This window comes from Rhodococcus sp. NPDC059968, from assembly GCF_042738615.1.
Taxonomy (GTDB): Bacteria; Actinomycetota; Actinomycetes; order Mycobacteriales; family Mycobacteriaceae; genus Rhodococcus_F.
Genome location: NZ_JBHWUE010000052.1, coordinates 1 through 25,120, shown reverse-complemented (window position 1 = coordinate 25,120; position 25,120 = coordinate 1). Strand labels below are relative to the sequence as shown.

The 25,120-nt window shown below is 68.0% G+C and carries 27 protein-coding genes and 1 pseudogene; 12 read left to right on the top strand and 16 right to left on the bottom strand.

The window, feature by feature from the left end; genetic code table 11:
- Nucleotides 1–85: 85 nt before the first annotated feature.
- Nucleotides 86–460: a nuclear transport factor 2 family protein gene (locus tag ACFWAY_RS32800; protein ID WP_005262400.1), complete on the top strand. Its 375-nt coding sequence runs from the start codon at nt 86–88 to the stop codon at nt 458–460.
- A 68-nt stretch (nt 461–528) separates the two neighbouring features.
- Nucleotides 529–1,632, top strand: coding sequence for a DUF6777 domain-containing protein (locus tag ACFWAY_RS32795; protein WP_378513492.1), 1,104 nt, complete (start codon nt 529–531; stop codon nt 1,630–1,632).
- A gap of 22 nt (nt 1,633–1,654) precedes the next feature.
- On the opposite strand, the gene ACFWAY_RS32790 is transcribed toward ACFWAY_RS32795, so the two are convergent.
- A complete protein-coding gene (locus ACFWAY_RS32790) occupies nt 1,655–2,464 on the bottom strand; it encodes a CPBP family intramembrane glutamic endopeptidase (RefSeq protein ID WP_378453357.1) in 810 nt (269 codons plus the stop codon).
- A gap of 184 nt (nt 2,465–2,648) precedes the next feature.
- On the opposite strand from ACFWAY_RS32790, the gene ACFWAY_RS32785 reads away from it, so the two are divergent.
- On the top strand, nt 2,649–3,794 hold the full coding sequence (locus tag ACFWAY_RS32785) for a TIGR03364 family FAD-dependent oxidoreductase (RefSeq protein WP_378513491.1): 1,146 nt from the start codon (nt 2,649–2,651) through the stop codon (nt 3,792–3,794).
- A gap of 41 nt (nt 3,795–3,835) precedes the next feature.
- The gene (locus tag ACFWAY_RS32780; protein WP_378453359.1) at nt 3,836–4,537 is read left to right on the top strand and encodes a phosphonatase-like hydrolase; all 702 of its coding nucleotides are present in this window, start codon (nt 3,836–3,838) and stop codon (nt 4,535–4,537) included.
- A gap of 22 nt (nt 4,538–4,559) precedes the next feature.
- Here ACFWAY_RS32780 and ACFWAY_RS32775 read toward each other — a convergent pair whose 3' ends face one another.
- Nucleotides 4,560–5,315 carry a GntR family transcriptional regulator gene (locus tag ACFWAY_RS32775; protein ID WP_378513490.1) on the bottom strand — a complete coding sequence of 252 codons (756 nt, stop codon included), beginning with the start codon at nt 5,313–5,315 and terminating at the stop codon, nt 4,560–4,562.
- Nucleotides 5,316–5,437: 122 nt separating this feature from the next.
- Here ACFWAY_RS32775 and ACFWAY_RS32770 point away from each other — a divergent pair, with 122 nt between their 5' ends.
- On the top strand, nt 5,438–6,463 hold the full coding sequence (locus ACFWAY_RS32770) for an alpha/beta fold hydrolase (RefSeq protein WP_378513489.1): 1,026 nt from the start codon (nt 5,438–5,440) through the stop codon (nt 6,461–6,463).
- On the opposite strand, the gene ACFWAY_RS32765 is transcribed toward ACFWAY_RS32770, so the two are convergent.
- Genes ACFWAY_RS32765 through ACFWAY_RS32755 form a run of 3 tightly spaced genes read right to left on the bottom strand, consistent with a single transcriptional unit; the run spans nt 6,381 to nt 8,409 of the window.
- Entirely contained in the window at nt 6,381–6,710 is a 330-nt protein-coding gene (locus ACFWAY_RS32765) for a hypothetical protein (protein WP_378513488.1), read from the bottom strand. The genes ACFWAY_RS32770 and ACFWAY_RS32765 overlap by 83 nt on opposite strands.
- Nucleotides 6,707–7,552 carry a DUF692 domain-containing protein gene (locus ACFWAY_RS32760; RefSeq protein WP_378513487.1) on the bottom strand — a complete coding sequence of 282 codons (846 nt, stop codon included), beginning with the start codon at nt 7,550–7,552 and terminating at the stop codon, nt 6,707–6,709. The genes ACFWAY_RS32765 and ACFWAY_RS32760 overlap by 4 nt, the downstream gene beginning before the upstream one ends.
- On the bottom strand, nt 7,549–8,409 hold the full coding sequence (locus ACFWAY_RS32755) for a TIGR04222 domain-containing membrane protein (protein WP_378513486.1): 861 nt from the start codon (nt 8,407–8,409) through the stop codon (nt 7,549–7,551). Before ACFWAY_RS32755 ends, ACFWAY_RS32760 begins: the two co-directional genes overlap by 4 nt.
- 149 nt (nt 8,410–8,558) lie before the next feature.
- Between ACFWAY_RS32755 and ACFWAY_RS32750 the strand changes: the two genes are divergently transcribed.
- The gene (locus tag ACFWAY_RS32750) at nt 8,559–9,209 is read left to right on the top strand and encodes a maleylpyruvate isomerase family mycothiol-dependent enzyme (protein ID WP_378513485.1); all 651 of its coding nucleotides are present in this window, start codon (nt 8,559–8,561) and stop codon (nt 9,207–9,209) included.
- A 3-nt stretch (nt 9,210–9,212) separates the two neighbouring features.
- Here the strand turns inward: ACFWAY_RS32750 and ACFWAY_RS32745 are convergent, their stop codons facing one another.
- The 5 genes from ACFWAY_RS32745 to ACFWAY_RS32725 all read right to left on the bottom strand — a co-directional run bounded on the left by ACFWAY_RS32745 (nt 9,213) and on the right by ACFWAY_RS32725 (nt 12,091).
- Complete coding sequence (locus tag ACFWAY_RS32745; protein ID WP_378453364.1) at nt 9,213–9,554, bottom strand: hypothetical protein; 342 nt, start codon at nt 9,552–9,554, stop codon at nt 9,213–9,215.
- A gap of 153 nt (nt 9,555–9,707) precedes the next feature.
- Nucleotides 9,708–10,376, bottom strand: a complete 669-nt coding sequence (locus ACFWAY_RS32740) for an SDR family oxidoreductase (protein ID WP_378453365.1) — start codon at nt 10,374–10,376, stop codon at nt 9,708–9,710.
- A 55-nt stretch (nt 10,377–10,431) separates the two neighbouring features.
- Complete coding sequence (locus tag ACFWAY_RS32735; protein WP_378513484.1) at nt 10,432–10,842, bottom strand: TIGR03668 family PPOX class F420-dependent oxidoreductase; 411 nt, start codon at nt 10,840–10,842, stop codon at nt 10,432–10,434.
- Nucleotides 10,842–11,423, bottom strand: a complete 582-nt coding sequence (locus tag ACFWAY_RS32730) for a hypothetical protein (RefSeq protein ID WP_378513483.1) — start codon at nt 11,421–11,423, stop codon at nt 10,842–10,844. Before ACFWAY_RS32730 ends, ACFWAY_RS32735 begins: the two co-directional genes overlap by 1 nt.
- Before the next feature lie 47 nt (nt 11,424–11,470).
- Nucleotides 11,471–12,091, bottom strand: a complete 621-nt coding sequence (locus ACFWAY_RS32725) for a LysE/ArgO family amino acid transporter (protein WP_378453368.1) — start codon at nt 12,089–12,091, stop codon at nt 11,471–11,473.
- Nucleotides 12,092–12,163: 72 nt separating this feature from the next.
- Between ACFWAY_RS32725 and ACFWAY_RS32720 the strand changes: the two genes are divergently transcribed.
- From ACFWAY_RS32720 to ACFWAY_RS32710, 3 genes are all read left to right on the top strand, one after another.
- Nucleotides 12,164–13,039: a LysR family transcriptional regulator ArgP gene (locus tag ACFWAY_RS32720; RefSeq protein ID WP_378513482.1), complete on the top strand. Its 876-nt coding sequence runs from the start codon at nt 12,164–12,166 to the stop codon at nt 13,037–13,039.
- A 45-nt stretch (nt 13,040–13,084) separates the two neighbouring features.
- A complete protein-coding gene (locus ACFWAY_RS32715; RefSeq protein ID WP_378453451.1) occupies nt 13,085–14,083 on the top strand; it encodes a PHP domain-containing protein in 999 nt (332 codons plus the stop codon).
- A gap of 61 nt (nt 14,084–14,144) precedes the next feature.
- The gene (locus tag ACFWAY_RS32710; protein ID WP_378513481.1) at nt 14,145–14,510 is read left to right on the top strand and encodes a hypothetical protein; all 366 of its coding nucleotides are present in this window, start codon (nt 14,145–14,147) and stop codon (nt 14,508–14,510) included.
- Nucleotides 14,511–14,512: 2 nt separating this feature from the next.
- Here the strand turns inward: ACFWAY_RS32710 and ACFWAY_RS32705 are convergent, their stop codons facing one another.
- Both ACFWAY_RS32705 and ACFWAY_RS32700 read right to left on the bottom strand, forming a co-directional pair.
- Nucleotides 14,513–15,322: an MBL fold metallo-hydrolase gene (locus tag ACFWAY_RS32705; protein ID WP_378513480.1), complete on the bottom strand. Its 810-nt coding sequence runs from the start codon at nt 15,320–15,322 to the stop codon at nt 14,513–14,515.
- Nucleotides 15,323–15,363: 41 nt separating this feature from the next.
- Nucleotides 15,364–16,131, bottom strand: coding sequence for a thiazole synthase (locus tag ACFWAY_RS32700; protein ID WP_378513479.1), 768 nt, complete (start codon nt 16,129–16,131; stop codon nt 15,364–15,366).
- Between the two features lie 199 nt (nt 16,132–16,330).
- Between ACFWAY_RS32700 and ACFWAY_RS32695 the strand changes: the two genes are divergently transcribed.
- Nucleotides 16,331–16,540: a hypothetical protein gene (locus ACFWAY_RS32695; protein WP_378513478.1), complete on the top strand. Its 210-nt coding sequence runs from the start codon at nt 16,331–16,333 to the stop codon at nt 16,538–16,540.
- A gap of 20 nt (nt 16,541–16,560) precedes the next feature.
- On the opposite strand, the gene ACFWAY_RS32690 is transcribed toward ACFWAY_RS32695, so the two are convergent.
- The 4 genes from ACFWAY_RS32690 to ACFWAY_RS32675 all read right to left on the bottom strand — a co-directional run bounded on the left by ACFWAY_RS32690 (nt 16,561) and on the right by ACFWAY_RS32675 (nt 22,669).
- The gene (locus tag ACFWAY_RS32690; RefSeq protein ID WP_378453452.1) at nt 16,561–18,729 is read right to left on the bottom strand and encodes a tetratricopeptide repeat protein; all 2,169 of its coding nucleotides are present in this window, start codon (nt 18,727–18,729) and stop codon (nt 16,561–16,563) included.
- Between the two features lie 38 nt (nt 18,730–18,767).
- Nucleotides 18,768–19,778 carry a glutamate ABC transporter substrate-binding protein gene (locus tag ACFWAY_RS32685; protein WP_378453375.1) on the bottom strand — a complete coding sequence of 337 codons (1,011 nt, stop codon included), beginning with the start codon at nt 19,776–19,778 and terminating at the stop codon, nt 18,768–18,770.
- Nucleotides 19,778–21,124, bottom strand: a complete 1,347-nt coding sequence (locus tag ACFWAY_RS32680) for a hypothetical protein (RefSeq protein WP_378513505.1) — start codon at nt 21,122–21,124, stop codon at nt 19,778–19,780. The genes ACFWAY_RS32685 and ACFWAY_RS32680 overlap by 1 nt, the downstream gene beginning before the upstream one ends.
- Before the next feature lie 141 nt (nt 21,125–21,265).
- Nucleotides 21,266–22,669, bottom strand: a complete 1,404-nt coding sequence (locus ACFWAY_RS32675) for an amino acid permease (protein WP_378513504.1) — start codon at nt 22,667–22,669, stop codon at nt 21,266–21,268.
- Nucleotides 22,670–23,316: 647 nt separating this feature from the next.
- Here ACFWAY_RS32675 and ACFWAY_RS32670 point away from each other — a divergent pair.
- Both ACFWAY_RS32670 and ACFWAY_RS32665 read left to right on the top strand, forming a co-directional pair.
- Nucleotides 23,317–24,864, top strand: coding sequence for an amino acid permease (locus tag ACFWAY_RS32670; RefSeq protein ID WP_378513477.1), 1,548 nt, complete (start codon nt 23,317–23,319; stop codon nt 24,862–24,864).
- A 38-nt stretch (nt 24,865–24,902) separates the two neighbouring features.
- A pseudogene (locus ACFWAY_RS32665) lies at nt 24,903–25,120 on the top strand (pyridoxal 5'-phosphate synthase lyase subunit PdxS); the annotation flags it as partial.

The following is a 25,120-nucleotide window of genomic DNA, read 5'->3' as shown; positions in this document are numbered from 1 at the left end:
CCTGGGAGAAGGGGCTCCCCACCGGGCAGGTGCTGCGTTACTCTCACGGCTAGAACACGTTCTATTCGACTGAGGAGTTCGCATCATGGCACCGTCCGCAGAAGACATCCGCAAGACCGTCGAGAGGTACATCGAGGCGGTGGCCACCGGGACCGCCGACGACGTCGTCGCGCTGTACGCCGAGGGTGCCACCGTGGAGGATCCGGTGGGTACCGAGCCGCGGACCACGGTGGAATCGTTGCGGGAGTTCTACGGGGTGATCGAACCGCTGAAGCAGACCGGCGAGCTCCTGACGCTGAAGATCGCCGGCAACTCGGCCGCGTTCCACTTCTCCCTCGTCACCGACCTGGGTGAGCAGAAGCTCGAGATCGCGCCGATCGACGTCATGACGTTCGACGACGACGGCAAGATCACGTCTATGAGGGCCTTCTGGTCGCAGGAAGACATGATCACGAGCTGACCGACTGCCGGGCCCGGCAACCACACCGCAATTCGGCCCGGCTGATCAGCGACTGTGCTTACCATGGCGTGGTGGCCACCGACGTCGCCGGGCAGGTCGCACGGCGTGCCCGACGCAGCGCAGTCGTTCGAGCCGGTACGCGCCCCGGGCGCGCACCGCGTAGCTGGCTGGCGGTCGCCGGCGCCCTGACCGCCACGGTGCTCGTGGCGTGTTCCTCGGGTTCCGGGGCCCACCCCGATCCGGTCGACCTGGACCGGGCCACCGACAACGGGCAGCTTCCGTGGACGGAAGTACTGCTTCCGCCGCAGACGCCGACGACGGTTCCGTTCGGTCCGCCCGGCACCGACCTGCCGAGCGAGCCCCGCGCCGCCGGGATCCGGGTGATCGGCGACCGTGCCGGCCTCTACGGCGGAAGCCCCGACCGGGTGCTCTGCGACCGGCAGCGGCTCGTCGACGACCTCGAGCAGGATCCGGCGAGGCTGCAGGCCTGGTCGAGTGTGTTCCAGGTCGACGACGTGCGGAATTACGTCCGCACCCTGACGCCTGTGCTGCTCCGTGCGGATACCCGCGTCACCAGTCACGGCTTCGACGACGGCCATGCCACCGCATTCCAGTCCGTGCTCGAGGCGGGGACCATCGTGCTGATCGACGACCACGGCGTTCCCCGCGTCCGATGTGTGCGCGGAAGCCCATTGCTCTCCCCGGTGGTGAATCAGGACGCGGAAGTGCAGGGCGATCCGTGGCCGGGCTTCCAGCAGGACAGGTTGTACGTCGTGCAGCCCTCCAACCTGGCGATGACCGAAGTGACCGTGGTGGATCTGATGACCGGTGGACTGTCGCCGGTGCCGATCGGTTCCGGCCCGCAGCAGCCGGTGGAGCGCCCGAATCCGGTGGCACCCGTGGAAGCCCAGGCGCCGGTGGTGGATTCGCCGCCCGCGGTGGTGCAGCAAGCTGCTCCCCGTCCCGCGCCGGCTCCCTCCCCGGAACCTCTGCCTCCGCCCCCGCCTCCGCCCCCGCCTCCCCCGCCGCCACCTCCCCCGCCGCCCGCACCCGAGCCGCAGGTGAACTACCCGCCGCCTGCCCCTGCCCCTGCGCCGGTGCCCGCACCGCCGCAGCAGATTCAGGTGCAGATACCGGGTCTGCCGCCGATCGTCATCCCGATTCCCAACTGAGGGTCGGCCGCGGAGAACTCGGCTACAGGGTGACGAGCGCGGCGTTGAGCACGATGGCCTGGGTGAAGAGAGTCCAGTCGTTGATGATGTGCGCACCCGTCGAGACCCACAGGTTCTTGGTCCGGATGTAGGCAAGGGTGAGGATGAGTCGTGCCCCGCCGATCACGATGAAGGACTGAGCGAAGTTCCAGTCGTAGGTTTGCAGATGGGCGGCGCCGAACCACACCGCACTGAGCAGCCAGGCCAGGACGATCGCGGTCTTGCGGGACAGTTCCGCCTTGGCGAACAGGAAATACATCAACGCGAGGAACGGGACGATGGTGAAGACTTCTTCACCGACCAACTGGATCCCGGTTCCCACGTAGAACGCGACTGTGTCGAGCACGCCACCCTTGCCCGCACCCTCGACGGCCTCGTTGGACGCCACCCCGAACAGGGCCTGCACGATCAATGCCAGCACGGACGTGACGACGAGGTTGAGCACGGCGAAGCCGATCATCGTGAGGACGTCCCGGCCGTGCACCTTTCGGAACAACGCTGTCCAGTGCCCGCGCGTCACCATCGCCAGCACGACGATCGGGATACCGACGAACAGGATGCGCGGAATCAGCGCGACGATGTTGCCGGGCTGCGGGATGAGGATCAGGGCCGCGAAGCCGACTGCGACCGAGGCCCAGGCCAGGATCCACTGCCGCACCGACAGCGTGGTGGGCGTCCCGTTGTAGAACGGGAAGTCGGCGTCGTCGCGGCGCTCGATCAGGGGGCCGAAGCGGTCGTTCGACGACGCCGGTTCGTGGACGGGAACGGCACTCGGGCCGGAAGCACCACTCATCGATTCGCTCCTCTGCGGGTGGGTGGACTCAGGCGGTAATCGTCGCAGTAACCCCCGGCCGCGATCACCAGACGCGCGCCGGAACGCGCAACGGACGGTTAACGGACGGAAACTTATATATACGTGTAGTAAATTCCACCTACTTGTATTGACATGTTGGGTGGGTGCGTTCACAGTGGGATTCGTGACAAATCAACGACGCTACGACGTGGTGGTTGTCGGTGCCGGAATCGTCGGCCTCGCGCACGCATACCACGCATTCCATCGAGGCCTGTCCGTGGCGGTGATCGACCATGCCGACCGAGTTGCGGGCGCTTCGGTCCAGAACTTCGGCCACGCCTGCATCACGGCCCAGTCGGGTGTCGCCCGCGTCTACGCCCGAGCGGGCCGGGAGCACTGGCTCGACCTGGCACGCAAGGCCGGGTTCTGGTCCGCCGAGTCCGGAACATACTGCGTGGCACGGCATGACGACGAGCTGGCAGTCATGACCGAGTTCGCGGACATACGCGGACCGGCCGAAGTGGAACTGCTGTCCCGAGACCGGATCCTCGGCGCGTTACCCATCGTCGGCGCCCGGGTCGTCGGGGGCATGTACATGGCCGACGACCTGCAGGTGAACCCGCGGGAGGCGGCCCCCGCCATCGCGCAGTGGCTCGAAGCGTCGGGTGTCGACTTCTTCTGGCGCACCGCCGCAACCGGATTCGAGACCGGAGTCGTCGGCACCTCACGGGGCGATCTTCACGCGGGGACGGTGTTCGTCACCGTCAACTACGACATCGACCGCCTGTTTCCGGAGCCGGCCGAGCGCAGGGGGCTCCTGCGGTGCCGGCTCCACATGATGCGCGCGAGAATCCCGCTGTCCGCGCCGTTGCCCGCGCCGCTGTTCACCGGCTGGTCGCTCGTGCGGTACAGCGGTTTCGAGAATCTTCCCGCGACGGCGGCGCTCGCCGCGAGGCTGCGCGACGAGTACCCCGACTACGTCGACCTCGACCTCCACCAGATGTACACACCGCAGCCCGACGGTTCGATCCTGCTGGGCGACACGCACATCCGCGAGGTCTCGGCGGAGCCGTTCCAGTCGGAGAAGGGGTTCGAGGTGCTGATCCGTGAAGCCGCCGCCCTCTTCGGAGTCTCGGACGTCACCGTCACCGAACGCTGGCAGGGCGTGTACAGCTCGGCCCCCGATTCCGAGTTCCTGATCGAGGAGCCGATCGACGGCGTGCACATCGTCACCGTGACCACCGGGATCGGCATGACCACCGGCATGGGCCTGGCGAAGGACCGCATCGACCACATCTTCGGCCGCGACACCGTGCCCGTAATGGCATAGCAGCACAACCGCACTCACCGAACACCGAGAGGAAAACGACAATGGGAACACATCACCGGGACATCAGCCTCGTGGTCTTCGACATGGCAGGCACCACCGTGGAGGACAGCGGGCTGGTCCAGCAGTCCTTCCTCGCCGCGGACGCGCATGCCGGACTGTCGAAGACCGACGAAGACCGCCGGCGGATGCTCGAATACGTCTCCGACACCATGGGCCAGTCCAAGATCGTCGTGTTCCGCCATCTCAGTGGCGGAAACGAGGAGCAGGCGCAAGCTGCGAACAAGGAATTCGAGCGCTGCTACTCGCAACTCGTCGACGACGGCCGGTGCAGCGCGATCCCCGGCGCCGAGGAACTCTTCGGCTCGCTGCGGGAGCAGGGCATCAAGACGGCGCTCACCACCGGGTTCGCGCACGAGACGCAGATGTCGATCGTCCGCGCGCTCGGCTGGCAGGACGTCGCCGACGTCGTGTTGTGCCCCGGAGACGGCGTCCGCGGCCGCCCCTTCCCGGACCTGGCGCTGACCGCGTTGATGCGAACCGGCGCCCCGTCCGTGCAGTCCATGGTGGTGCTCGGCGACACCACGTCGGACGTCACCACCGGCCTCCGCGCCGGAGCATTCGCCTCCGTGGGAGTGCTCACCGGCGCCCACGACGCCACCCAGCTGTCCGAGGCCGGGGCCACCCACGTTCTCGACAGCGTCGCGGACCTGCCCGGTCTGCTCGCCGAACTGCGCAACGCCTGATCGATCGGATGCCGGCGGCCGGTCAGGCTCCGTTGCCGTCGTCCGGCGGAAGACGGGGGTCGATGGTGCGGGCGTTCACGATGCTGAAGGCGACGAGGTCGGGACGGTACCGATCGTCCGCGTACTCGAATGTGTCGCCGTTCTGATCCCGCGAAGTCCGACGTTCCCGAAGCAACGGGCTGCCGGGGTCTATGCCGAGATTTTCGGCGTCGACCTCGGTTGCGGCGACGGCGTCGAGCACGTGCTCCATCGATTCGAAGCGGACGCCGCGGGAGGTGAGGTAGTCGGTGATCGATCCGGTGTCGATGTCGATGTCGAACAGCAGGGAGCCGACGCGTTCGGTGAACGTGCTCCGCTCGATCATCGTCGGTTCGCCGTCCAGCAGTCGGACGCGGAGCACCTCGACGACGAAGTCGTCCGGGGTCGATCCCAGTGCGCTGGCGGCAGGTTCGGACACGCGGCGACGTGAGATCTCGAGCGTGCGGCTCCCCGCGGCGCGGCCGGTGCGACGCGCCCACTGGGAGAACGGTGTGAACGTGTCCAGGGTCTGCGTGATGTCGTGGCTCCGCACCACAGCCGGTTTCCCTTGGGACAGCAGGATGAGCCCCTCGTTCTTCAACGTCGCCAGAGCCTGGCGCACGGGACCGCGCGACACCTCGAACTCCGCGCACAGCATGCTCTCGCTGGGCAGCGACTCACCCACCGCGTACTGCCGCTGCATGATGCGCTGCCGGAGCTGGAGTGCGACGAACTCATGGCGGGAGCGTGCCTCCACCATTGCGCATCACTCCACTTCCCCGGTCGGTCGACGGTCGCCACTGCGAGTCAGGTGCATTCTAATGGTGTCGTCGCTACGCTACATTGCGAGAACACGTTCCGGCCGGTGGAGGGATGCGGAGCATGGCGTCGTCGACGGAGCGGGTGATCACGGTCGACGGATTCCGTTGGCAGATTTCGGAACTGGGTGACGGACCGCCCGTCGTCCTGTGCCACGGGTTCCCGGGCCTCGGCTACAGCTACCGGCATCAGATGCGTGCCCTCGCGGCTGCCGGGTACCGCGCGATCGCCCCGGACATGCCCGGATACGGCGGCACCGACGTGCCCCGCGACATCGACGACTACACGAACGAGCGGGTGTCGGACGCGCTGATCGCTCTGCTCGACGCGCTCGGTCACGAGCGTGCCGTGTTCGTCGGCCACGACTTCGGCGCACCGGTCGCCTGGACCGTCGCACTGCGACACCGCACGCGCGTGTCCGGGCTGGTGCTACTGGCCGTCCCCTACGCGCCCGACCGGTTCCCGCTGCGACCGTCGGAGCTCTATGCGTCGATGGCGCGCAAGCACTTCCTGCACATCCACTACTTCCAGGAACCGGGTGTCGCCGACCGCGAACTCGACGCCGATCCCCGCGGATTCCTGCAGCGGCTGTTCTACGCGTTGTCGGGCGACTATCGCTATCTGGACATCTGGCAGCATCCCTCGGAGGGCAACGGGTACCTGGACGTGCTGCCCGACGCCCCACCCCTGCCGTGGTCGTGGCTGACGGAGGCCGAGTTCGACCATTACGTGGAGGTCTTCACCCGGACGGGGTTCACCGGCGGCCTGAACTGGTACCGGGCGTACGACGCGAACTGGGAACGCTCCGGGAATCTTGCCGGAGCCCACATCGAGGTGCCGACGCTGTTCGTGGCCGGTGCGCACGATCCGGTCATCGCGATGAGTGGTGCGCAGGCCCTCGATCGGATGCGCGACACCGTCCCCGACCTGCGCGGACTCCATCTCGTCGAGGGCGCCGGGCACTTCGTCCAGCAGGAACGGCCAGAAGAGGTGAACGAGCTGCTGCTCAGGTTCGTCGCGGGCCGAACAGACGGCGACGACGGCGACTCCGCGCAGGCAGTTCACCGATCGCCGCGAGGTACGCGGTGAATGCCTCGGCGTCCGCGTGGGTGTTCACCTTCGGCCTGCCCTCGGCCCAGGCGGCGAACAGCGCGAAGAATCGGTCGCCGAGGGCCCTGCTGACGTGGGGAAGGTGACCGCCCACTTCCCCGGAACGCTTGCGGAGCAAGGCCTTCGATGCGGTGTCGATCGCGTCGCGGTCGAATCCCTCCGGCAGTTCCCCCGCCGCGACGAGAGCCCGGACCAATGCCGCCTGCCGCTCCGCCAGCCCCGTCACGGCAAACTCCACACGGCGTCCCCGGTGACCCGGTCGAAGCCGGCCGCATCCGCGATCGCACCCAACTCGTCGAACAACTCCCGGGCGGGCGGGTAGTTCCCGTCGCGCTCGAGCATCATCGCGGGGGCACCTTCGGATGCCCACTGCCGGACCAGGTCCAGCACCTCGCCGGGCACCGGGTCGGTGTGGGTGTCGTGATACGCGCCGTCCCGTTCGGATCCCCCGGCGACGTGGCAGTACGCCACACGTTCGAGGGGGAGGCGCCGGAGTTCCTCGCCGGCGTCGCGGCCGCGGTTGCGGGCGTTCGCGTAGACGTTGGCGACGTCCAGCAGCAGGTGGACGCCGGTGCGTTCGACGAGTTCGGCGAGGAACTCACCCTCGGAGTATTCGTCGTCCGGCCAGTCGAACAGGGCTGCGATGTTCTCCACGGCCAGGGGCACCGGCAGGCACTCCTGCGTGCGCCGGATGTTGCGCACCAGCACGTCCAGCGCTTCCGCGGAGCGCGGCACCGGCAGCAGGTGCCCGGCCTCGAGGCCGCCCGCCCGCACGAACGCGACGTGCTCGCTGACGAGCGGTGCACCGAGCGCGTCGGCGCACCGCGCGAGATGGTCGATCCGGTGCCGCTCGACGGCGTCGGCGCCACCCAATGACAGCGAGATGCCGTGCGGGACGAGGGGAACGCCCAGCGACCGCAGTTCGTCCGGAACGCCGACCCCGCGTCGGCGGGCGGGCAGCGATTCGGCGATCACCTCGCAGAACCGCAGGCCGTCGAGTCGGTCGATGATCCCGCAGATCTCCGGCCGCCAGCCGATGCCGAGGCCCGGCTCGATCAGGGCGGTCATCCCCCGCACCCCCCACCACCACACCCACCGCCGCCTCCGCAGGAACTGTCGCCCCCACTGCTGCCACCGTCACCGCTGCCGCCGTCGGCGATACCCGCCGCGTTCGCGAACCCGGGGGAGAACAAGCCGACGGCCCCCATCCCGAAGAGTGCCGTCGACAGCGCGATCGGCGTCGGACCGTATGCGGTGAGCGACGGGCGCATCCGCGGCGCGAGGTACGAGTGTTCGCGGCGCAGGCGATGCAGCTCCGCCGTCCCCTGGCGCGTCCTGCGGCCGGTCCGTCGAATCAGCTCGCGTGCGGCCGAGAGCAGCACCACCGCGACCAGCAGGAAGCCGATCGGCTTGCCCGCGGCGAATCCGGCGACGAGGCGTGCGACGCCGACGGCCAGGACGACGAGGATCGGGAGGGTCGCCCGGCGATTCCACGCCTTCTGTTCCGGTCCGGCGAGCAGCCCCTGTGCGACCAGGGTGGCCCGCAGCTGGTCGAGTGGGGCCTGCAACCGGCCCGGGAGCCGAAGGTTGCCGAGGGCGCTGCGCCCGGAGACGAGTTCGTCGTAGACGGTGCGCGTGAACGATCCGAGGGCGTTGTCGGCGACTCCCCACGCCCGCAGGATCGTCCCGTCGACGGAGATGAGGTCTGCTCCCCGCAGCAGGGTCAGAGATGCGGCGATGGCGCGATCGTCGCTGGTCAGCATCCCGGCCTGCACCGGATCGAGGCGAACACCGGCTGTTGGGGCGGGCCCGGTGCCTCGGGACCGGAGGAATACCGCCAGCCCGACTGCAAGCACGGCGGCGGCGACGTAGATCACCAGAAAGGTCTCGCTCGGTATCCCCCACGTAGCGGATTCGTTGTACATCACACACCACCTTTCAACCGCGTTGTCCGACAGTCGATCTCAGTATCAGTACGATTGTCCGATTTGCACCCGCCGGAAGCCGATCGTCATCGTTCCGTTATCGAGATCCTGCGGATTCGCGGTCGGGGGCATCGCCTAGCATCGTCAACATGACGTCGCCGCGTGCAGCACTGTCGTATGCCGAACTGCTCGATGCGGTTGCCGCATCGCACCGGACGGTGGAGGCGACGCTGGAGGGGTTGACCGACGATCAGGCGCGGGAGCCGTCGTTGCTGCCGGGGTGGAGCCGGGGGCACGTCGTCACGCACCTGGCGAGGAACGCGGACGCGCTCAACCGGTTCGCCGTCGGGGTGATCACCGGCGAGGCCGCGCCCGAAATGTACCCGGGCGGTCCGGCCGCGCGGGCCGCGGCGATCGAGGAGGGGGCCGGACGTCCGGCCGAACTGCTGGTGGCCGATTTCCGCTTCGCGGGGCGGCGGGTGATCGAGTCGCTACGCCGGATCACCGAAGATCTGTACGAGACGCCGGTGAACTGGCGTCAGCGGGTGCCTGCGCGGCAGGTGCCGGTACTGCGGTGGCGCGAGCTCGAGATCCACCACCTCGACCTGGGTCTCGACTACTCGGCGGCCGACTGGCCGGAACTCTTCGTGGAGCACACGCTGGAGTCGGAGCTGCCCGAGCTGGCGGCCCGGCATCCGGATGTCGGGGTGCCGGAACTTCCGCGCACCGAACTGCTGGCGTGGGTTATCGGGCGCCCCACGCGGGAGGGTCTGCCGCCCGTGCCCGCGTGGCCGTTCTGATCGTCAGGCGTACTCGACGTTCTCGAACGTGTCGGCGTCGTCGAGCGCGTCCCAGATGATCGCGTAGCGCTTGTGGGTCATCTCGTCGGCATCGGCGAGCAGGGCGTCGAACAAGGACTTCGGGCTGTCCTGCCACGTCTGAACCAGGCCCGCGACCGCCTGCGGCGTGAACAGACCGGACCGCGCTGCCGCCTCGATCCACTCGTCGAAGTCGCCGCCGTGAATCCGCTCGACTGCTTCGCGATCGACCTCGCCGTCACCGAGATCGAGAGTGAACATCGTCGCGAAGACGTCGCCGTCGACCGCGACGACGGTGTCGCTGTGCATACGCTGGTCGGTGTTCATCGTGGGGATACCTCCTGGGAGTCAGCTCGTTGAACCTGACTCACGTTTGCGACCTCTGCTGATGAGAAGAACTGTAGGGCGACTAATTGTGAGCAGCTTAAAGCCTTTCTGTGAGATCAATCTGTGATGTATCTCACGCAGGTTTCTTCGCTGTCAGCGCACCCTCAGCACGACTTCTGTGGGGTGCGCATCACCCGGTGTCTCTACCGCGTTGCGCAGGGCTTTTGCGACGGTCGACGGCTGCAGATACTTCTCCGGCCGGTACTCGTCGCCCTCGCCGGCCACGATGGCGCGCTGCATATCGGTGTCGATCCGCCCGGGGTGAATTGACGTGACGCGCAGTAACGGCTCCTCGAGGCGCAGTGCGTCACCGAACGCCCGCAGGGCGAACTTGCTCGCCGCATACGACGCCCAGCCGGCGTTCGCGCGGAGCCCGGCACCCGAGTTGATCAGGACGACGTGCCCACCCGCGGCGCGGAGGGCGGGCAGCAGCAGCCGTGTCAGTTCGGCCACCGCGATCACGTTCGCCTCGAGCGTGTGCCGCCACTGTTCGACGGTCGACTCCCCGACGGTCGCGAGGTCGGCGACGCCGGCGTTGTGGACGAGCACGTCGAGCCGCTCGATCGGGGCACACGCAGCCGCCAGCGCGTCATAGTCCGTCAGCTCGACCGGCCAGGGCGTGGCGCCCGGCAGTTCGTCGAGGATGTCGGTCAGCGCCGCGGCCGACCGGGCGCCGAGCAGGAGGTCGTGGGTCGATGCGAGTTCGCGGGCGATGGCGGCTCCGAGGCCACGGCTCGCTCCGGTGATCAGGGCTGTGGGCATGCTGTCGAGGCTATCGCCCGTGAGTACTTGTTAACGTCGGGCGGTTAATAAGTACTCACGGGCCGAAGGCACTCCAGTGGTGCCACGTCAGGTCGTGGATCGCGATCACCGGACCGTCGGGCCGGCGGTCGACGTACTGCGGATACTTCGCGGCGAGAACGTCGATCGCGGCTCCGCCCTCCGGGGAGTCGGGGGCCAGCACCTCGGCCCGACCGTCGACCCGGACCCACCACAGGTGGTCCCAGTTCTCGTCGTAGTGGTCCACGAGCAGGGTGACCGCGGGATTGGCCGCGATGTTCGTCAGGCGCCGTAATACATTGCTGCGCTTCGGTTTGTGGTCGACGCAGGAATAGATCGTGTCGGAGTCGAGCGCGAAGACGAGCGGGACGAGGTGCGGCACCGCGTCGGCCCCGACCGTGGCGAGCCGCGCGATGCGGGCGGCCGCGAATCGCGCGACGGCGTCCATCACGGTTCCATCAGGTAGTCGCCGCTCACCGGTTCGGGGAGGGCGGGAATACCCAACGGGCGCTTGAAGTATGCCCACGGGAACCACAAGGTCCCGACCTTCTGCCAGCCGTCGGCCTCGAGTTTCTGGCGGCTCGCCAGCGCCGACACGCGGGTGTGCTCCCACTGTTCCTCGGACTTGTAGACGGTGTGGAACAGGGTGCCGAACCCGACGGAGTGCCAGCCGTACGTGCCGGCGTGGTTGAGGATGCGCATCTCGTTGAACGCGGTCAGCGGGGTGAGCCGGCGGGTCCGGCCGTCGGAGTCGGTGTCGGGGGCGTCGCCGATCCGTTTGCCGAAGCGCTGTTGCGCCGCCTGCCGCGACATGCCGAGTGCGGCGCCGACCGTGTCCCAGCTGTGTCCGGCGGAGCGCGCGGCGGCGATCGAGGAGACCAGCAGTTCGTCGACCGACTCCCGTGCCTGCGAGGTGAGCCGGACGAGGGCCAGGTAGGCGGCGGGGTCGTGGTCCAGCCCCGGGTCGATCTCGGGGTCCGCCTTGGCGATCGCGTCCGACAGCAGTTGGGTGAGCGCGGCATCCGACATGTGTCAAGTATTGGTTGACAAGGGTCACCTTGTCAACCAAATGTTGACTAGCTGGTGACGAGGGTGATGCCGAGGGTGAGCATCAGCGCGGCGATCCCGGCGTCGAGCACACGCCACGCGCCGGGGCGGGCGAACACACCGTGCAGGAACTGGGCGCCGTAGCCGAGCGCGAGGAACCAGACGACGCTCGAGGTGGCGGCGCCGAGGCCGAACAGCCACCGGCCCGAATCGCCCTGGTTGTTGGCCACCGAGCCGAGCATCAGCACAGTGTCGAGGTACACGTGCGGGTTGAGCCACGTGAGTGCGAGGCAGGTGAGGATCGACGTCGCGAGGGTCGCCGATCCGACGTCCGGTGTGGCATCGAGCGTTCCGGGGCGAAGGGCGCGACGGGCGGCCAGCACCGCGTAGGAGACGAGGAATGCCGCTCCCGCCCAGCGGATCACGGTGATGGCAGCCGGTGCGTGCGCGAGTACGGCACCGATCCCGCTGATCCCGACGACGATGAGCACGGCGTCCGATACCGCGCACAGCACGACCACCGGCAGGACGTGCCTGCGCACGATCCCCTGTCGCAGGACGAACGCGTTCTGCGCGCCGATCGCGACGATCAGCGACAGGCCGGTACCGAAGCCGGCGGCCGCCGTGAACAAGGCAGGGGTGAGGTGCATGAGATCCACGCTACGAACCCCGCGACCATCAATCCAGCTAATTATCCTTCATTGCCATTACCATTGCTTCATATGGATCTGGACCTGGCTTCGCTCCGCACGTTCGCCGCCGTAATCGACGAAGGCACCTTCGACGCCGCGGCCCGGGTACTGCACATCACGCCGTCCGCGGTGAGCCAACGGATCAAGGCACTCGAGCAGCAGGTGGGACGCGTCCTGGTGCAGCGGGCCAAGCCGGTCCGGGCCACCGAGTCCGGACACGTCGTGCTCACGCTCGCCCGCCAGATGGCCCACCTCGAGCGCGAGGCCATGTCGTCCCTCAATCCCGAGGAGGCGACGACGAGCACGCTGTCGCTGGTCGTCAACGCGGATTCGCTGTCCACGTGGATGATTCCGGCCCTCGCCCGCCTGGCCCCGGAGCATCGGGCGCTGTTCGATTTGCATCGGGAAGACGAATTCCACTCGACCACCCTGCTGCGGGAGGGCACGGTGATGGCCGCGGTGACGTCCGTCCCGGAGGCGGTGCAGGGCTGCACCGTGGAAAAGCTGGGGTCGATGCGGTACCGCGCCCTCTGCAGCAGCGACTACGCCGAACGCTGGCTCCCCGAAGGCCCGACGGCGGACGCCCTCGCGGTGGCACCGATGCTCGACTTCGACCGCAAGGACGAACTGCAGTCCCGGTTCCTGCGCGGTTTCACGCTGCGCCGGCTCCAGCCGCCACGGCACTTCGTTCCCGGGTCTTCGGCGTTCTCCGACGCCGTCCGTCACGGACTGGGCTGGGGACTGCTGCCGGAATTACACACCGGCGACGACCACGGGCTCGTCGAACTCGACCCGTCCCGCCCGATCGACGTCCCGCTGTACTGGCAGCGGTGGAAGCTGGATTCGCCGATCCTCGCGGCGCTCACCACCGCGGTCCGGGACGGGGCACGCGAAGCGTTGCGGTGACGTCGGGGTGGGCGCAACACTGGAGTCATGGACGCCGACAGCCCGATGGACCCGGTGCAGGCCCTGCGAGAGACAGCGTTCTGGCTCGAACGATCGCGTGCAGAGACTCATCGCGTGAAGGCGTACCGGCGCGCGGCCGACGTGGTGGCCGAACTGTCCGAGGAGCAGCGGGGCGTCCGCCAGCGCACCGACAGCTGGAAGGATCTGCCGGGCATCGGACCCAAGACAGCGATGGTGATCCGTGAGTCGCTCGACGGCGTGCCCGTCTATCTCGCGGAACTACGGGAGAACGCGGAGCCGATCGGCGGCGGTGCGCTGCGGGCGGCGTTGAAGGGCGACCTGCACACGCATTCGGACTGGTCGGACGGCGGCAGCCCCATCGACGAGATGATGCGCAGCGCGGCCGCTCTGGGTCACGAATACTGCGCTCTGACAGACCATTCCCCGCGTCTGACGGTCGCGAACGGGTTGTCGGCGGAGCGGCTGCGTTCTCAGCTGGAGGTGATCGCCGAGCTGAACGAGGAACTGGCACCGTTCCGCATCCTCACCGGCATCGAGGTCGACATCCTCGACGACGGTTCGCTCGACCAGGATCCGGATCTTCTCGACGAACTGGACATCGTCGTCGCCAGCGTGCACTCCAAGTTGCGGGCAGAGCGCGGGGCGATGACCCGCCGGATGGTCCGGGCGGTGGAGAATCCGCTGGTGGACGTGCTGGGACACTGCACGGGCCGCCTCGTCGAAGGCGGGCGCGGGACCAGGCCGGAGTCGACGTTCGACGCGGAGCAGGTGTTCACCGCCTGCCGCGACAACGGCACCGCCGTCGAGATCAACAGCCGTCCCGAACGCCGCGACCCCCCGAGCCGTCTCATCGATCTGGCCATGGACGTGGGGTGCCTGTTCTCGATCGACACCGACGCGCACGCTCCCGGGCAACTCGCCTGGCAGGGGTACGGATGCGAGCGGGCGATGCGGTGCGGCGTCGAGGCCGACCGCGTCGTGAACACGTGGTCCGCCGACGACCTGCTGGAGTGGGCAAAGTGATGCTCGTGCGTGGCTGACGAGTGCAGGGACTCGTCAACCGCGCGCGGGCCGAAGGCCCACCGTGAGCATCCCGCTGCCCGACCCCGCTATTTCCCCTGCCGCAGGCGCCAATTCGGCTCGGGCCCGTTCCGTCAGCCGGTGGTCGCCGACGGCGGCCGCGGCGTGGGCGATCAGGCACCACAGCGCCTCGAGGAGGAGATCGCGCGGCGGTTCGGGTGCCCGGCGCAGGGCGGCCGGAAACCACCTGCAGATGCCCGTCACCGTCGTCCAGCAGGACTGGGGCAGCGTGCTCGGTTACGACGCCGCCGGCCTCTGGCGGGCCTGGGCCCCCGACCTCGTGCACGACACCCTCACCGCAGGGCATTTCATGGCCGAGGAAGCACCCGGGGAGATCGTCGACGCGCTGCGCGCCCTCGTGATGAGGTAGCGCTAGCCCCGCTCACCGGCCAGTTCCTCGAACAGGGTCGGGTCGTGGGCGGAGAAGACGCGCACCCGTGGCGCCACCTGATTGTTCAGTTCCCGGAGCCGACGATGATTGCCGCGGATCCTGGAACGGTCCACCGCGATCAGCTCTTCCATCACCCGCAGGGCGCGACCCTCGGTTCCCGGCGACACCTGTCCGGGGGCGGCGACGGTGCTGCGGTGGTAGAACGCGTCGCCCGCGTGCAGCAGCCAGCCCTTCTCGCCGGTGTCGACGGCCACCGCCGCGTGACCGCGGGTGTGGCCGGGCATCGGGACGAGGACGATGCGGTCGCCGACGCCGGCGATCGGGTAGGTGTCGGAGAAACCGAGCACGGATTCGCCCGGCCCCGAGTAGGTGTGCAGCGTGGGTACCGGGGTGAGCTGGGCGGGACGGTACCGGACCTTCTCCCGGAACGACGAACGCCCTTCCGACGCAGTTCGTTCCGCCGCAGTGGTGTGCAGGGTGGCGTTCGGGAAGTCGGCGACACCGCCGATGTGGTCGAAGTCGAGGTGGGTCGCCACGATGTGGGTCACGTCCGCAGGATTGAGGCCCAGCTTCTCGAGCCGGCGGACCGCCGTCTCCGACTCCCGGAACCGGGCGCCCGTCAGGTTCGCGAACCGGCCGACGCGTCCGGTGGGGTCGGCGACATCCGCCAGCCCGAAGCCGGAGTCGACGAGCACGATGCCGGCGTCGGTTTCACACGCCAGCACGTGGCACACCAACCGTCCGATGAGCGCCGAGGAGAACGAGCCGCAATTGAGGTGGTGTACCCGCATGGGCGTTCACGCTAGCCGAGTTGACGTTCGTGGACGCCCGATTACACCGCGACCGGAGACGATGCCTGCGCCCAGAACCGTTTCGGTATTCGCCCGGCATTCCGGGCGCGGCGCCCGGCAGCGACTGCTCCGGCCATCGCCGCGGCCATCAGCGGAGGGTCCGAAGCCCTCGTCACTGCCGAGGCGAGCAGCACGGCGGCGCAGCCGAGTTCCATCGCCAGCGCCGCATCGCTCGCGGTGCCGATCCCGGCGTCGAGAATGACCGGGACGTCGGTGCGCGCGACGATCATCTCGATGTTGCGGGGGTTGGAGATGCCGAGCCCGGTGCCGATCGGCGACCCGAGCGGCATCACGGCGGCGCACCCGGCATCGACCAGGCGCTGTGCGAGCACGGGGTCGTCGTTGGTGTACGGCAGCACGACGAATCCGTCGTCCACGAGTTGTTCTGCTGCCGCGACGAGTTCGATCCCGTCGGGCAGGAGCGTGCGCTCGTCGGCGATCACTTCGAGCTTTACCCAGTCGGTGCCCAGGGCCTCGCGGGCCAGGCGCGCAGTCAGCACGGCCTCCGTGGCGCCTCGGCAGCCGGCGGTGTTCGGCAACAACGCGATGCCCAGTCGATCCAGCAGTTCGAGCAGCCCGGTTCTTCCTGCGGCGTCCACTCGGCGCATTGCCACTGTCGTCAGTTCGGTGCCCGAGGCGACGAGTGCGTCTTCCAGTACCGAGAGGTTGGCCGCACCGCCCGTGCCCATGACGAGTCGGGACGAGAAGTCCCGGCCCGCGATCGTGAGTGCGTCGGTGTGAATGCGCATGGGTACCTCCGGTCGAGATTTCAGCGAGCACTCGAACCCTACGATCGAATCGTTTCCGACGTCAGAACCACTTGTGCGCTACGTCATAGGTCCAGATTGGACCCCTGACTCGCCGTCCATCTGGATCTTCTGGACCCGTACCAGACGGCCCAGAGTTGTGCGAGGAGCCGAACACCACGTCGTCACGATCGGAGTAGAGATGAACACCATGGTCGCGCGCAGAAACCGCACCGCGAGGTCGAGGGAGGAGGAGCGCCTGGCAACGGAACTGGAGGACGCTCGGCGCCGCATCATCGAACTCATGGGCCAGCTGGCCGAAACGGTCCGCAGCCGTGATGCTTTGAGCGACCGTATGCAGGTGATGGCGTGGAATGCCCGGTGGGGCCGCGAGCACCTCGGCCTGTTGTGACACGAGTTTCGGAGCTCACATCACAGCCACGTGGTCGGGCGGATCAGGTTGGCGAGATCCACCAGCGTGTACCGATGCCGGCGCTCGGGTGCCTTCCGGGCCAGGGCCCGGAGCGCCGACTCCGCCCCGGTGCGCAGACCGCGTTCGGTGAACGGCACGCTGAGGATCCTCGTCGTCTCGGGGACGCCGCCGGCGTGCAGCCAGTCCACGGCCACGCCGAGGACGAGTACGCGCGTCTGGAGTGCGCGACGCTCGTCGTGGGCGAGCAGTTCGACTCGCCGGGCCGCCTCCTGCAGATCCCGTTCACTCACCTCGGCGAGGGGCCGATCGTGGACGAGCATCAGCACACTCGTCAACCGGGCCTCGGCATAGTGCCGTGATGTCGGGGGAACCTCGTCGAGTGCCTCCACCGCGGCCGCCCGGTCGTCGCGGTGCTCGAGTTGCCGCGACAGTCCGAACGCCGCACTGACCGCGCCGTGATCCGTGCGCCACACTGTGCAGTAGTACTTTTCGGCGGTTCGGCGCCACCGCCCGACGTCCTCGCCGGAGCGGTATTCGCACCACATCTCGGCCGTCGCCGCGAGGGCGAGCTTCGGGGCTTCCTCGCCCGGTAGCGCGGTCAGGACGGAATCGAATCGGGCGAACGCCCCCTCGAAGTCGCCGCCCACCAGCGCACACAGTCCCGTGTGCCAGTCGACGCGCCACGTATCCTCACGTTGGTGGTCGAGGGATTCGAGAATGGTGGCGGCATCACGGGGCTGCCCGAGATCGAGGTGCGCCCGTACCTCGGCGAGCGGGATCTCGATGCTCGTCGACGCCACACCGTCGTCCGCCGCCTCCTTCGCCCTGTGCAGTGAATCGAGGAGCTCCCTCGGTCTGCTGTGCACGACGGAGAGCAGCGGGGCCGCCGGATCGTCGGGGTCCACCAGCGGAATCGGCAGTGCCCGCACGATACTCATCGCACTGATGCACTCGTCGCGACGGTGCCCGTCGACGTAGACGTCGGTGCGACTGATCGTGAGGTCGGTCCCGAACGTCGTGCGCTGCGGACTGAACCGGTGGGACAATCCCGGGTGTGGGCTTCCGGTCTGCTGGGCCCGCACCTCGCGCAGCACGCCGTCGAGTTGCGTCGACATCTCCTCGGCCGAGTTGAAGCGCCGGGCCGGATCGGGGTGGATGGACCGGAGCAGCAGCCGGTGGTAGAACTCGTACTCCGCCAGCAGCGGCGCCTCCTCGGGTGTCGGCAGGCCGTCGACGTAACAGCCCCCGGCGGTGGGCATGTCGAGGGTCAGCACGGCGAGCGTGCGCCCCACGGTGTAGATGTCGGAGGCGATCGTGGGACCGGTGGTGGCGATCTCGGGGGCTTGGTAACCCTGTGTGCCGTAGATGTATCCGTGGTCCCCGATCCTGGCGACCGCGCCCATGTCGATGAGCTTGAGCTGGTCGTAGTCGTCGCCGATCATGATGTTCTCGGGTTTGAGGTCGTTGTACACCAACCCCATCGAGTGCAGGTATCCGAGCGCGGGCGTGACCTCGAGGAGGTAGCGGATGGCGTGCTCCACCTGCAGCATCGGCTTCGGTTCGTCGGGCCCGGCGTCCTCCTTCAGTTCGGTGAGCAGGTCGCGGAGGGTTCTGCCCCGGACGTACTCCATGACGATGTAGCCGACGGGATTGCCGTCCATCCCGGGGTGTTCGACGAAGTTGTAGATCTTGACGATGCTCGGATGCGTCACCTCGGCGAGGAACCGGCGCTCGGCGAGAGCCACCTCCTGGGCCACGGGGTCGCCCGAGTGCAGCAGGCCCTTGAGGACCACCCAGCGGTCGCTGACGTTGTGGTCGAGCGCGAGGTAGATCCAGCCGACGCCGCCGTGGGCGAGGCACCCCAGGACCTCGTACTGACCCGCGACCAGTTCGCCCGCCTCGAGTTGCGGGGCGAACGAGAAGACGGTGCCGCAGTGGGTGCAGACCCCCTCCGTGTCTCCCGGCCGCGCGGCGGTGGAACGCCCGACGGGGCGCTTGCATCGGTCGCAGTAGCGTTTGTTCTCCGCCAGAACGGGATTGGTCAGGAGCTTCGACAGGTCGGAGGTGTGGACGGCGTCCGGCACCGTACGTGACGACGGGACGTCGTCCTCTTCGTCGTCCGCGAACGGATCGAACCGCACACCCCTGGTGGATTGCGGGTCGTCCATCGGTGTTCGCCTGGTTTCGTCGCTCACTCGGTGTCACCTCAGTCCCGGTAGGTAGGGGCGGGTGGTCCGGCGGCAGGGCCGAGAACCGTCAGCCAGTTGTCGTAGATCCTCGTCCAGGTTCCGTCCGCACGCATCCGATCCAGCGTGCCGTTCACGAAGCGCACCAGATCGTCATTGTTCTTGTTGACCCCGATGCCGTACGGCTCCGACTCGAGCGGCGGGCCGACGATCTCCAGGTTCGGATCCTGGGCGGCGAGCCCGGCGAGGATGGAGTCGTCGGTGCTCGCGGCGTCCGCCTGCCGCTGCTGGAGGACCACGAGGCAGTCGTCCCAGTCGGGTACCGCCACGATCGTGGCCTCGGGCTGCACTCGGCGAACGGTGTCCAGTGAGGTGGTGTCGCCGACGGAGCAGACGCGCTTGCCCGCCAAATCTTCCGGGCCGGAGATACCGGATCCCTTCGGCACCAGCAGCCGTTGATAGGCCTGGAAGTACACGGTGGAGAAGGCGACACGCTCGGACCGTTCACACGTGATCGACGTGCTCTTGACCACGAGATCCACGTCCTCGTTCTCGAGGGCGTCGAAGCGGTCACCGGACGTGAGCAGTCGGAATTCGACCCTGGAGGGGTCGCCGAACAGGTCCCGCGCCATCTCCCCCGCAACGTCGACGTCGAACCCCATCAGCATGCCGGTGGTCGGATCCCGGAAACTGAAGAGGTTGGTGTTCTGATCGATTCCGACGACGAGGCGGCCGCGGGCGGTGATCGCGGCCAGCGAGCTCCCCGGCGCCCTTACGTCCGGTGTGGCGGCGGGGCGGAGACTGGCGAGCGCGCCGCAGGAGCCGGGTGCGGGTGGCTCCTCGGGCACGTCGCCGGTGGGCAGAAGGATCTCGGCCCCACTCGTCAACGGCACTTCCGAGTAGTCGCCGCGGACGGTGGGAGTGAGGGGCTGCGGGGTGGCGCATCCGGCCGCGAGGACGGCGACCACGGCAGCGGAGAAAAGGAGGGCGCGCGGGCGCGTCCGCCGTCTCGGTCGAATCACCCGCGTCATCAGTGGTACTCGTTCAGTCTGGGCCAGATCCCCCCACCGACGGCGAACCCGCAGAGCACGCCGATCACCATGCTACCCACCGCGAGCAGCGACAACGAGCGATATGCGTCGGCCATCCCGTCGAGTTCCTCGCTGCGGAACCGGTCGATGCCGTCCTGCAACGACTTGTCGAGCGCTGCGAAGGTGGCGGGAGACGCCGAGTCCGCGGGGCCGATCGCGATGGCCGTCGCCCCCGGGTAGTCCCCCACGTCGAGCTTCTCCTGCAGCATGATGTGCGCGCGCCGCCAGTCGCCGAGTGCGGTCACGGCGGCATCGATCGGCGGTGTCGTCGCCAGACCGTGATCGCCGTCCTGCAGCCCCCCGAGGATGTCGGCGAGTTCGGCCGACCGCCGGGCGTAGTCGGCCTCGGACTCTTCGTCGGAGCCGCGCTGCAGCAGCGCGAGGGTCTCATCCGCCCGGGCCTGCTGGGCGAGGATCCGCGCCTGAGTGATCGTGCCGAGTGGTTGCGCCCCTTCGGTTCTCGCCCGGTCCGTGGCCGCGGTGGAGACCAGGGTGGCGGCGGCCAGCCAGATCAGGAGGGTAGCGGCGAGGAGGGAGGCGAGGACGAGGCCGGGATTGACGCGACGTTTGCTCTTGCGCGCCAGGTACACCTGCGCGAGGACGAGCGCGACGAGCAGGGCGACGGCGACGGCGAACGCGGCTCTCGGGAGCCGCCCGGTGAGGACCTGGGTGTCGGCGACGGACCTCGACTGCTCCGAGTAGAGACTCTCGGCTGCGGGCAGGATCGTGTCCTGCATCATCGAGGAGGCGTCGCTGAGATAGGCGACGCCGACCGGGTTGCCCGACCGATTGTTGGCGCGGGCCGTGGCGATCAGGCTGGTGTAGTCGGCGAGGTTCCGCGACACCTCGGACAGCAGCGCGAGGGCCGCGGCGTCTGTCGAGGCGACGCCGTTCGACGCGGTGACCAGCGCGTTCGACGCGTCCCCGATCGCCTGGTTGTACCGATTACGGACGGCGATCGGCTCGACACCGCCCGAGATGAAGGACGTGGCGGCCGCGGCGTCGGCGATGGACAGCGAACTGTAGAGCCGTTCGGCCGCGTAGGTGAGGGGTTCGGTGTGCGTCCGCAGGGTCTCGATCCGCTGTTGCCGGGCGCCGATCGCCGCCGAGGTGATCGCCCCGGTCGCGAGCGCGGCGGTCACGAGGGCGATCCCCAGCACGGACAGTCGTCCCGGGGTCGAGACGAGGAATTCCCGCCACGGCCGGCTTCGGGATTCGGGCTCGACGAGCAGGGACTCGTCCAGCGAGTGTTCTTCGGTGACGGCATCGTCTCCGCGGTGGAACACGGTGTCCTCCTCCGCCGAGGTCTTCTGCAAGTGTGCCCCGATTCCCGGCGGGTCGTGCCGGAAAAGCCGATGTCGCATCGGGACCACACAGAAGGACAGGGACCGCTGGTGCGGTCCCTGTCCTTCGGTACGGCGGATGCGTCAGGGCTGCTCGCGGGTGACGACTCCGACGAGTTGTTCCGCGTCGGAACCGTCGGCGGGCGAGGCTGCGGGCGGGGTGACGGTGTCCAGGCGTTCGGCGCTGGTCCGACTGCGTCGGCGCACCTCGTACCCGATCAGGATGAAGGCCAGAGTCACCACACTCAGCCAGAACTGCGAACGGGTGGTGGGGAGTACGGCCATGGCGGCGATCACGGCTCCCATCAGGGCGATGGTCGCGTAGCTGAGCCAGGGGAACAGCCACATCTTCAGGCTGAGGGCCTCGGGATCTCGCGCCTCCAGTTTCCTGCGGAGCGCGACCTGGGAGATCGCGATCATGAGGTAGACGAAGAGCGCCACGGCGCCGTACGAGTTGACCAGGAACGAGAACACGAGATCCGGGGAGACGAACGCCGCGATCACCGACGCGTAGCCGATCACCGTTCCGGCGAGGATCGCCCGCCGCGGTACGCCACCGCCGGACAGGCGGGTGAACATGTGCGGGGCGTCGCCGTTGCGGGTGAGCGCGAAGAGCATCCGCGAGGAGGTGTACAGCGCCGAGTTCAGGCAGGACAGCACCGCGGTGAGGATGACGACGTTCATGATCGTGGCGACACCGGGAATGTGCAGGGCGGAGAGGGCTGCCGCGTAGGGGCTGACTCCGACGGCCTCCGTACTCCACGGCACGATTGCGACGACCACGAAGATGGAACCGACGTAGAAGGTGATGATCCGGACCACGATGGAGCGCATCGCCCGGGCGACCGCTTTCTTGGGTTCCGCGGACTCGGCGGCCGCGATGGTCACGATCTCGGCACCGGTGAAGAAGGCCACGCAGGGGACGACCGCGGCGAGCACCGCGCCCCAGCCGAGCGGAGCGAATCCGCCGTGGCTGACGAGATTCGCCACTCCGGGGGTCGAGTCCGGCCACAGTCCGGTGATCCACAGTGCGCCCAACCCGAGGAAGAGGACGATCGCGATCACCTTGATCGACGAGAACCAGTACTCGAATTCGCCGAATGAACGTGCCGAAACGAGATTGGTGCAGGTCAGGATCACGAGAAGGCAGAGGCTGAGGATCCACAGCGGCGCGGACGGGAGGTAGAGCTGGAGTATTCGGCCGCCGGCGATGGCTTCGACGGCGACGACGATGACGAAGAAGTACCAGTACATCCAGCCGACCGAGAAACCGGCGCGATTGCCGAGCGCTTCCCTGGCGTATACGTAGAACGATCCGACCACCGGCCTGGCCACCGCCATCTCTGCCAGCATCCGCATGATCAGGAGGGTGATGACCCCGGCGATGAGAAACGACACGATCGCCGCCGGGCCTGCGCTCTCGATGACGACGCCGCTGCCGACGAACAATCCGGCACCGATCACGCCGCCCAGGGCGATGAGGTTCATGTGCCGTTTCTTCAGGCCCTTTCCGAGGCCGGTGTCCTCGGATTGAACCGGGGGTGGTGTTGAAGTCACGTTTTCCTCCACTGTGCGCTGACCGGAATCGTCAGGTCGCCATCGCGATCCGGGGTCGGATCGTCGGGCGGTTGGAACGGAGAACAGTGCCGGCGGAGATACGGGAGACGATCCACCGCGAACTGAACTGTTGATGTGATGCACAACACTGTATGGAGGGTCCGGTGGGCAGCACAGTGCCAGTTCGACGGCACGTCTGAGGACCAGTTCGTTACCACTGGTCACAGGGTAGGGGTGCTCGCACGGCCGCGAAGGTGCGCAGCAGGGCCGGGGGATCCAGATGTGCCGCGAAACCGCGCCGCTGGCGTGTGCGGACGTCGCCCTTCTGGGGAATTTCGCCGTCATCCCAGTTCAGAGGGCATTCTCGGCCGGCGATTCCGCTGTCGAACTGGCCCCTTCGCTTGCGAGGTAACTGGCTCTGGGCGAGCTCCGGGACCAGTCGTAGTGTGAGGTGAACACTCGAATAAGTGATGTGGATCACACACGATTGGGTTGCTGAACCGGTGGGTGTCCGCATCGACGTACGACCGACGAGGTCGTGTCAGGTGAGGGCCCCGGCAGCGCCTTCTGGAGGAAATGTGGACAGTACCGTTCCCGGACACACCGACAGTTCAGGCCTGGGTAAGGGCCTGAAACGCAGGCACATGAATCTCATCGCGCTGGGCGGGGTGATCGGCGCCGGTCTCTTCGTGGGCAGCGGTGTCGTCATCGGCGGCGCCGGTCCCGGCGCGATCATTTCCTTCCTCATCGCGGGCATCATCACGTTGCTGATCATGCGGATGCTGGCCGAGATGGCGGTGGCCAGGCCGGTGGTCGGATCGTTCTACGTCTACGCCCGCCAGGCTTTGGGGCGCCGCGCCGGCTTCGCGACGGGGTGGATGTACTGGTACTTCTTCGTCATCGTGGTCGCGGTCGAGGCCATCGCCGGTGGCCGCATCCTGCAGCTCTGGCTGCCGATGGTCCCGCTGTGGCTCCTGAGCCTGGGGCTGATGCTCCTGCTGACGGCCACCAACATGGTATCCGCCCGCTCCTACGGCGAGTTCGAGTACTGGTTCTCGTCGATCAAGGTCGTGGCGATCGTTCTGTTTCTCGGGATGGGCGCCCTCTGGATCACCGGGCTGTGGCCCGATTCGACGCCCGGACTCGGCAACCTCGTGAACCACGGCGGATTCACCCCGCTCGGCTGGGGCGCGGTGCTCGCCGCGGTCGTCCCCTGCGTCGCCTTCTACACGGGCGCCGAGATCGTGACGATCGCCGCTGCCGAGTCGGAGGAGCCGAAGCGTGCTGTCGCCCATGCCATGCGGTCGATCGTGGTGCGGATCGTGACGTTCTACGTCGGTTCGATTCTCGTGGTCGTCACGATCCAACCGTGGAACACCGAGAGCGTGGGTGTGAGCCCGTACGCCGCGGTGCTCGAGGTCCTGGGAATTCCCGGTGTCGCGACGATCATGAACTTCATCGTCCTCACGGCGGTCCTCTCCTGCCTGAACTCGGCGCTGTACACCACGTCCCGAATGTTGTTCGCGCTCACCCGCAACGGCGACGCCCCGAAGTTCTTCACGACACTGTCCCGCAACGGCGTGCCGCGCCGTGCGATCCTGCTCGGCACCACCGTCGGATACGTGTCCGTCGCCTGCACCTACGTGTGGGGCGACGTCGTCTTCGGATTCCTCGTCAACTCGTACGGCGCCGCCGCGCTCTTCGTGTACCTCCTGATCGCCATCTCCCAGGTGGTGCTCCGACGTCGACTCGAGCGCGAAGACCCCGCCGCACTGCAACTGCGGATGTGGTTGTTCCCGTGGCTCAGCTACGCCACCATCGCCCTGATGGCCACCGTCATCCTCGCGATGGCGTTCCTGCCGACCACCCGCTCCCAGTTCCTCATGAGCGGTCTGACGTTGATCGTCATCCTGATCAGCTACGAGGTTCGGAAGTTGCTCGGCAAGGGCGGTCGCGACGACGAAGCACTGTCCGGTGCTCCCCCGATCGGTTCCGCGGACGAGTCGGTCGCGGAGGCCGAGAAACGCATCGAGTCCGTGGAGACGCTCGGCGGCTCGGACATCGAACTGCTGGCCGCGGCGCAACGGAAGCCGAACACCCATCGTCACCAGAGGAGACAGTCGTGAACAATTCCGCCGTCGGTACGGCACGCGTCAAGCGTGGCATGGCCGAGATGTTGAAGGGCGGGGTCATCATGGACGTCGTCACCCCCGACCAGGCGAAGATCGCCGAGGACGCCGGTGCGGTCGCGGTGATGGCGCTCGAGCGGGTGCCCGCGGACATCCGGGCGCAGGGTGGGGTGTCCCGGATGAGTGATCCGGACATGATCGACGGCATCATCTCCGCCGTCTCCATCCCGGTGATGGCCAAGGCCCGGATCGG

What these genes read in the sequence shown, in the direction of transcription:
- ACFWAY_RS32730 (WP_378513483.1), bottom strand. Translation starts at nt 11,423, where the DNA reads ATGTCGGATGCCGCGCTCACCCAACTGCTGTCGGACGCGATCGCCAAG.
- ACFWAY_RS32735 (WP_378513484.1), bottom strand. Translation starts at nt 10,842, where the DNA reads ATGGACGCCGTCGCGCGATTCGCGGCCGCCCGCATCGCGCGGCTCGCC.
- ACFWAY_RS32705 (WP_378513480.1), bottom strand. Translation starts at nt 15,322, where the DNA reads ATGCGGGTACACCACCTCAATTGCGGCTCGTTCTCCTCGGCGCTCATC.
- ACFWAY_RS32760 (WP_378513487.1), bottom strand. Translation starts at nt 7,552, where the DNA reads ATGACCGCCCTGATCGAGCCGGGCCTCGGCATCGGCTGGCGGCCGGAG.
- ACFWAY_RS32690 (WP_378453452.1), bottom strand. Translation starts at nt 18,729, where the DNA reads ATGGACGACCCGCAATCCACCAGGGGTGTGCGGTTCGATCCGTTCGCG.
- ACFWAY_RS32685 (WP_378453375.1), bottom strand. Translation starts at nt 19,778, where the DNA reads ATGACGCGGGTGATTCGACCGAGACGGCGGACGCGCCCGCGCGCCCTC.
- ACFWAY_RS32715 (WP_378453451.1), top strand. Translation starts at nt 13,085, where the DNA reads ATGGACCCGGTGCAGGCCCTGCGAGAGACAGCGTTCTGGCTCGAACGA.
- ACFWAY_RS32675 (WP_378513504.1), bottom strand. Translation starts at nt 22,669, where the DNA reads ATGAACCTCATCGCCCTGGGCGGCGTGATCGGTGCCGGATTGTTCGTC.
- ACFWAY_RS32725 (WP_378453368.1), bottom strand. Translation starts at nt 12,091, where the DNA reads ATGCACCTCACCCCTGCCTTGTTCACGGCGGCCGCCGGCTTCGGTACC.
- ACFWAY_RS32790 (WP_378453357.1), bottom strand. Translation starts at nt 2,464, where the DNA reads ATGAGTGGTGCTTCCGGCCCGAGTGCCGTTCCCGTCCACGAACCGGCG.
- ACFWAY_RS32780 (WP_378453359.1), top strand. Translation starts at nt 3,836, where the DNA reads ATGGGAACACATCACCGGGACATCAGCCTCGTGGTCTTCGACATGGCA.
- ACFWAY_RS32750 (WP_378513485.1), top strand. Translation starts at nt 8,559, where the DNA reads ATGACGTCGCCGCGTGCAGCACTGTCGTATGCCGAACTGCTCGATGCG.
- ACFWAY_RS32755 (WP_378513486.1), bottom strand. Translation starts at nt 8,409, where the DNA reads ATGTACAACGAATCCGCTACGTGGGGGATACCGAGCGAGACCTTTCTG.
- ACFWAY_RS32800 (WP_005262400.1), top strand. Translation starts at nt 86, where the DNA reads ATGGCACCGTCCGCAGAAGACATCCGCAAGACCGTCGAGAGGTACATC.
- ACFWAY_RS32720 (WP_378513482.1), top strand. Translation starts at nt 12,164, where the DNA reads ATGGATCTGGACCTGGCTTCGCTCCGCACGTTCGCCGCCGTAATCGAC.
- ACFWAY_RS32700 (WP_378513479.1), bottom strand. Translation starts at nt 16,131, where the DNA reads ATGCGCATTCACACCGACGCACTCACGATCGCGGGCCGGGACTTCTCG.
- ACFWAY_RS32745 (WP_378453364.1), bottom strand. Translation starts at nt 9,554, where the DNA reads ATGAACACCGACCAGCGTATGCACAGCGACACCGTCGTCGCGGTCGAC.
- ACFWAY_RS32775 (WP_378513490.1), bottom strand. Translation starts at nt 5,315, where the DNA reads ATGGTGGAGGCACGCTCCCGCCATGAGTTCGTCGCACTCCAGCTCCGG.
- ACFWAY_RS32695 (WP_378513478.1), top strand. Translation starts at nt 16,331, where the DNA reads ATGAACACCATGGTCGCGCGCAGAAACCGCACCGCGAGGTCGAGGGAG.
- ACFWAY_RS32740 (WP_378453365.1), bottom strand. Translation starts at nt 10,376, where the DNA reads ATGCCCACAGCCCTGATCACCGGAGCGAGCCGTGGCCTCGGAGCCGCC.
- ACFWAY_RS32770 (WP_378513489.1), top strand. Translation starts at nt 5,438, where the DNA reads ATGGCGTCGTCGACGGAGCGGGTGATCACGGTCGACGGATTCCGTTGG.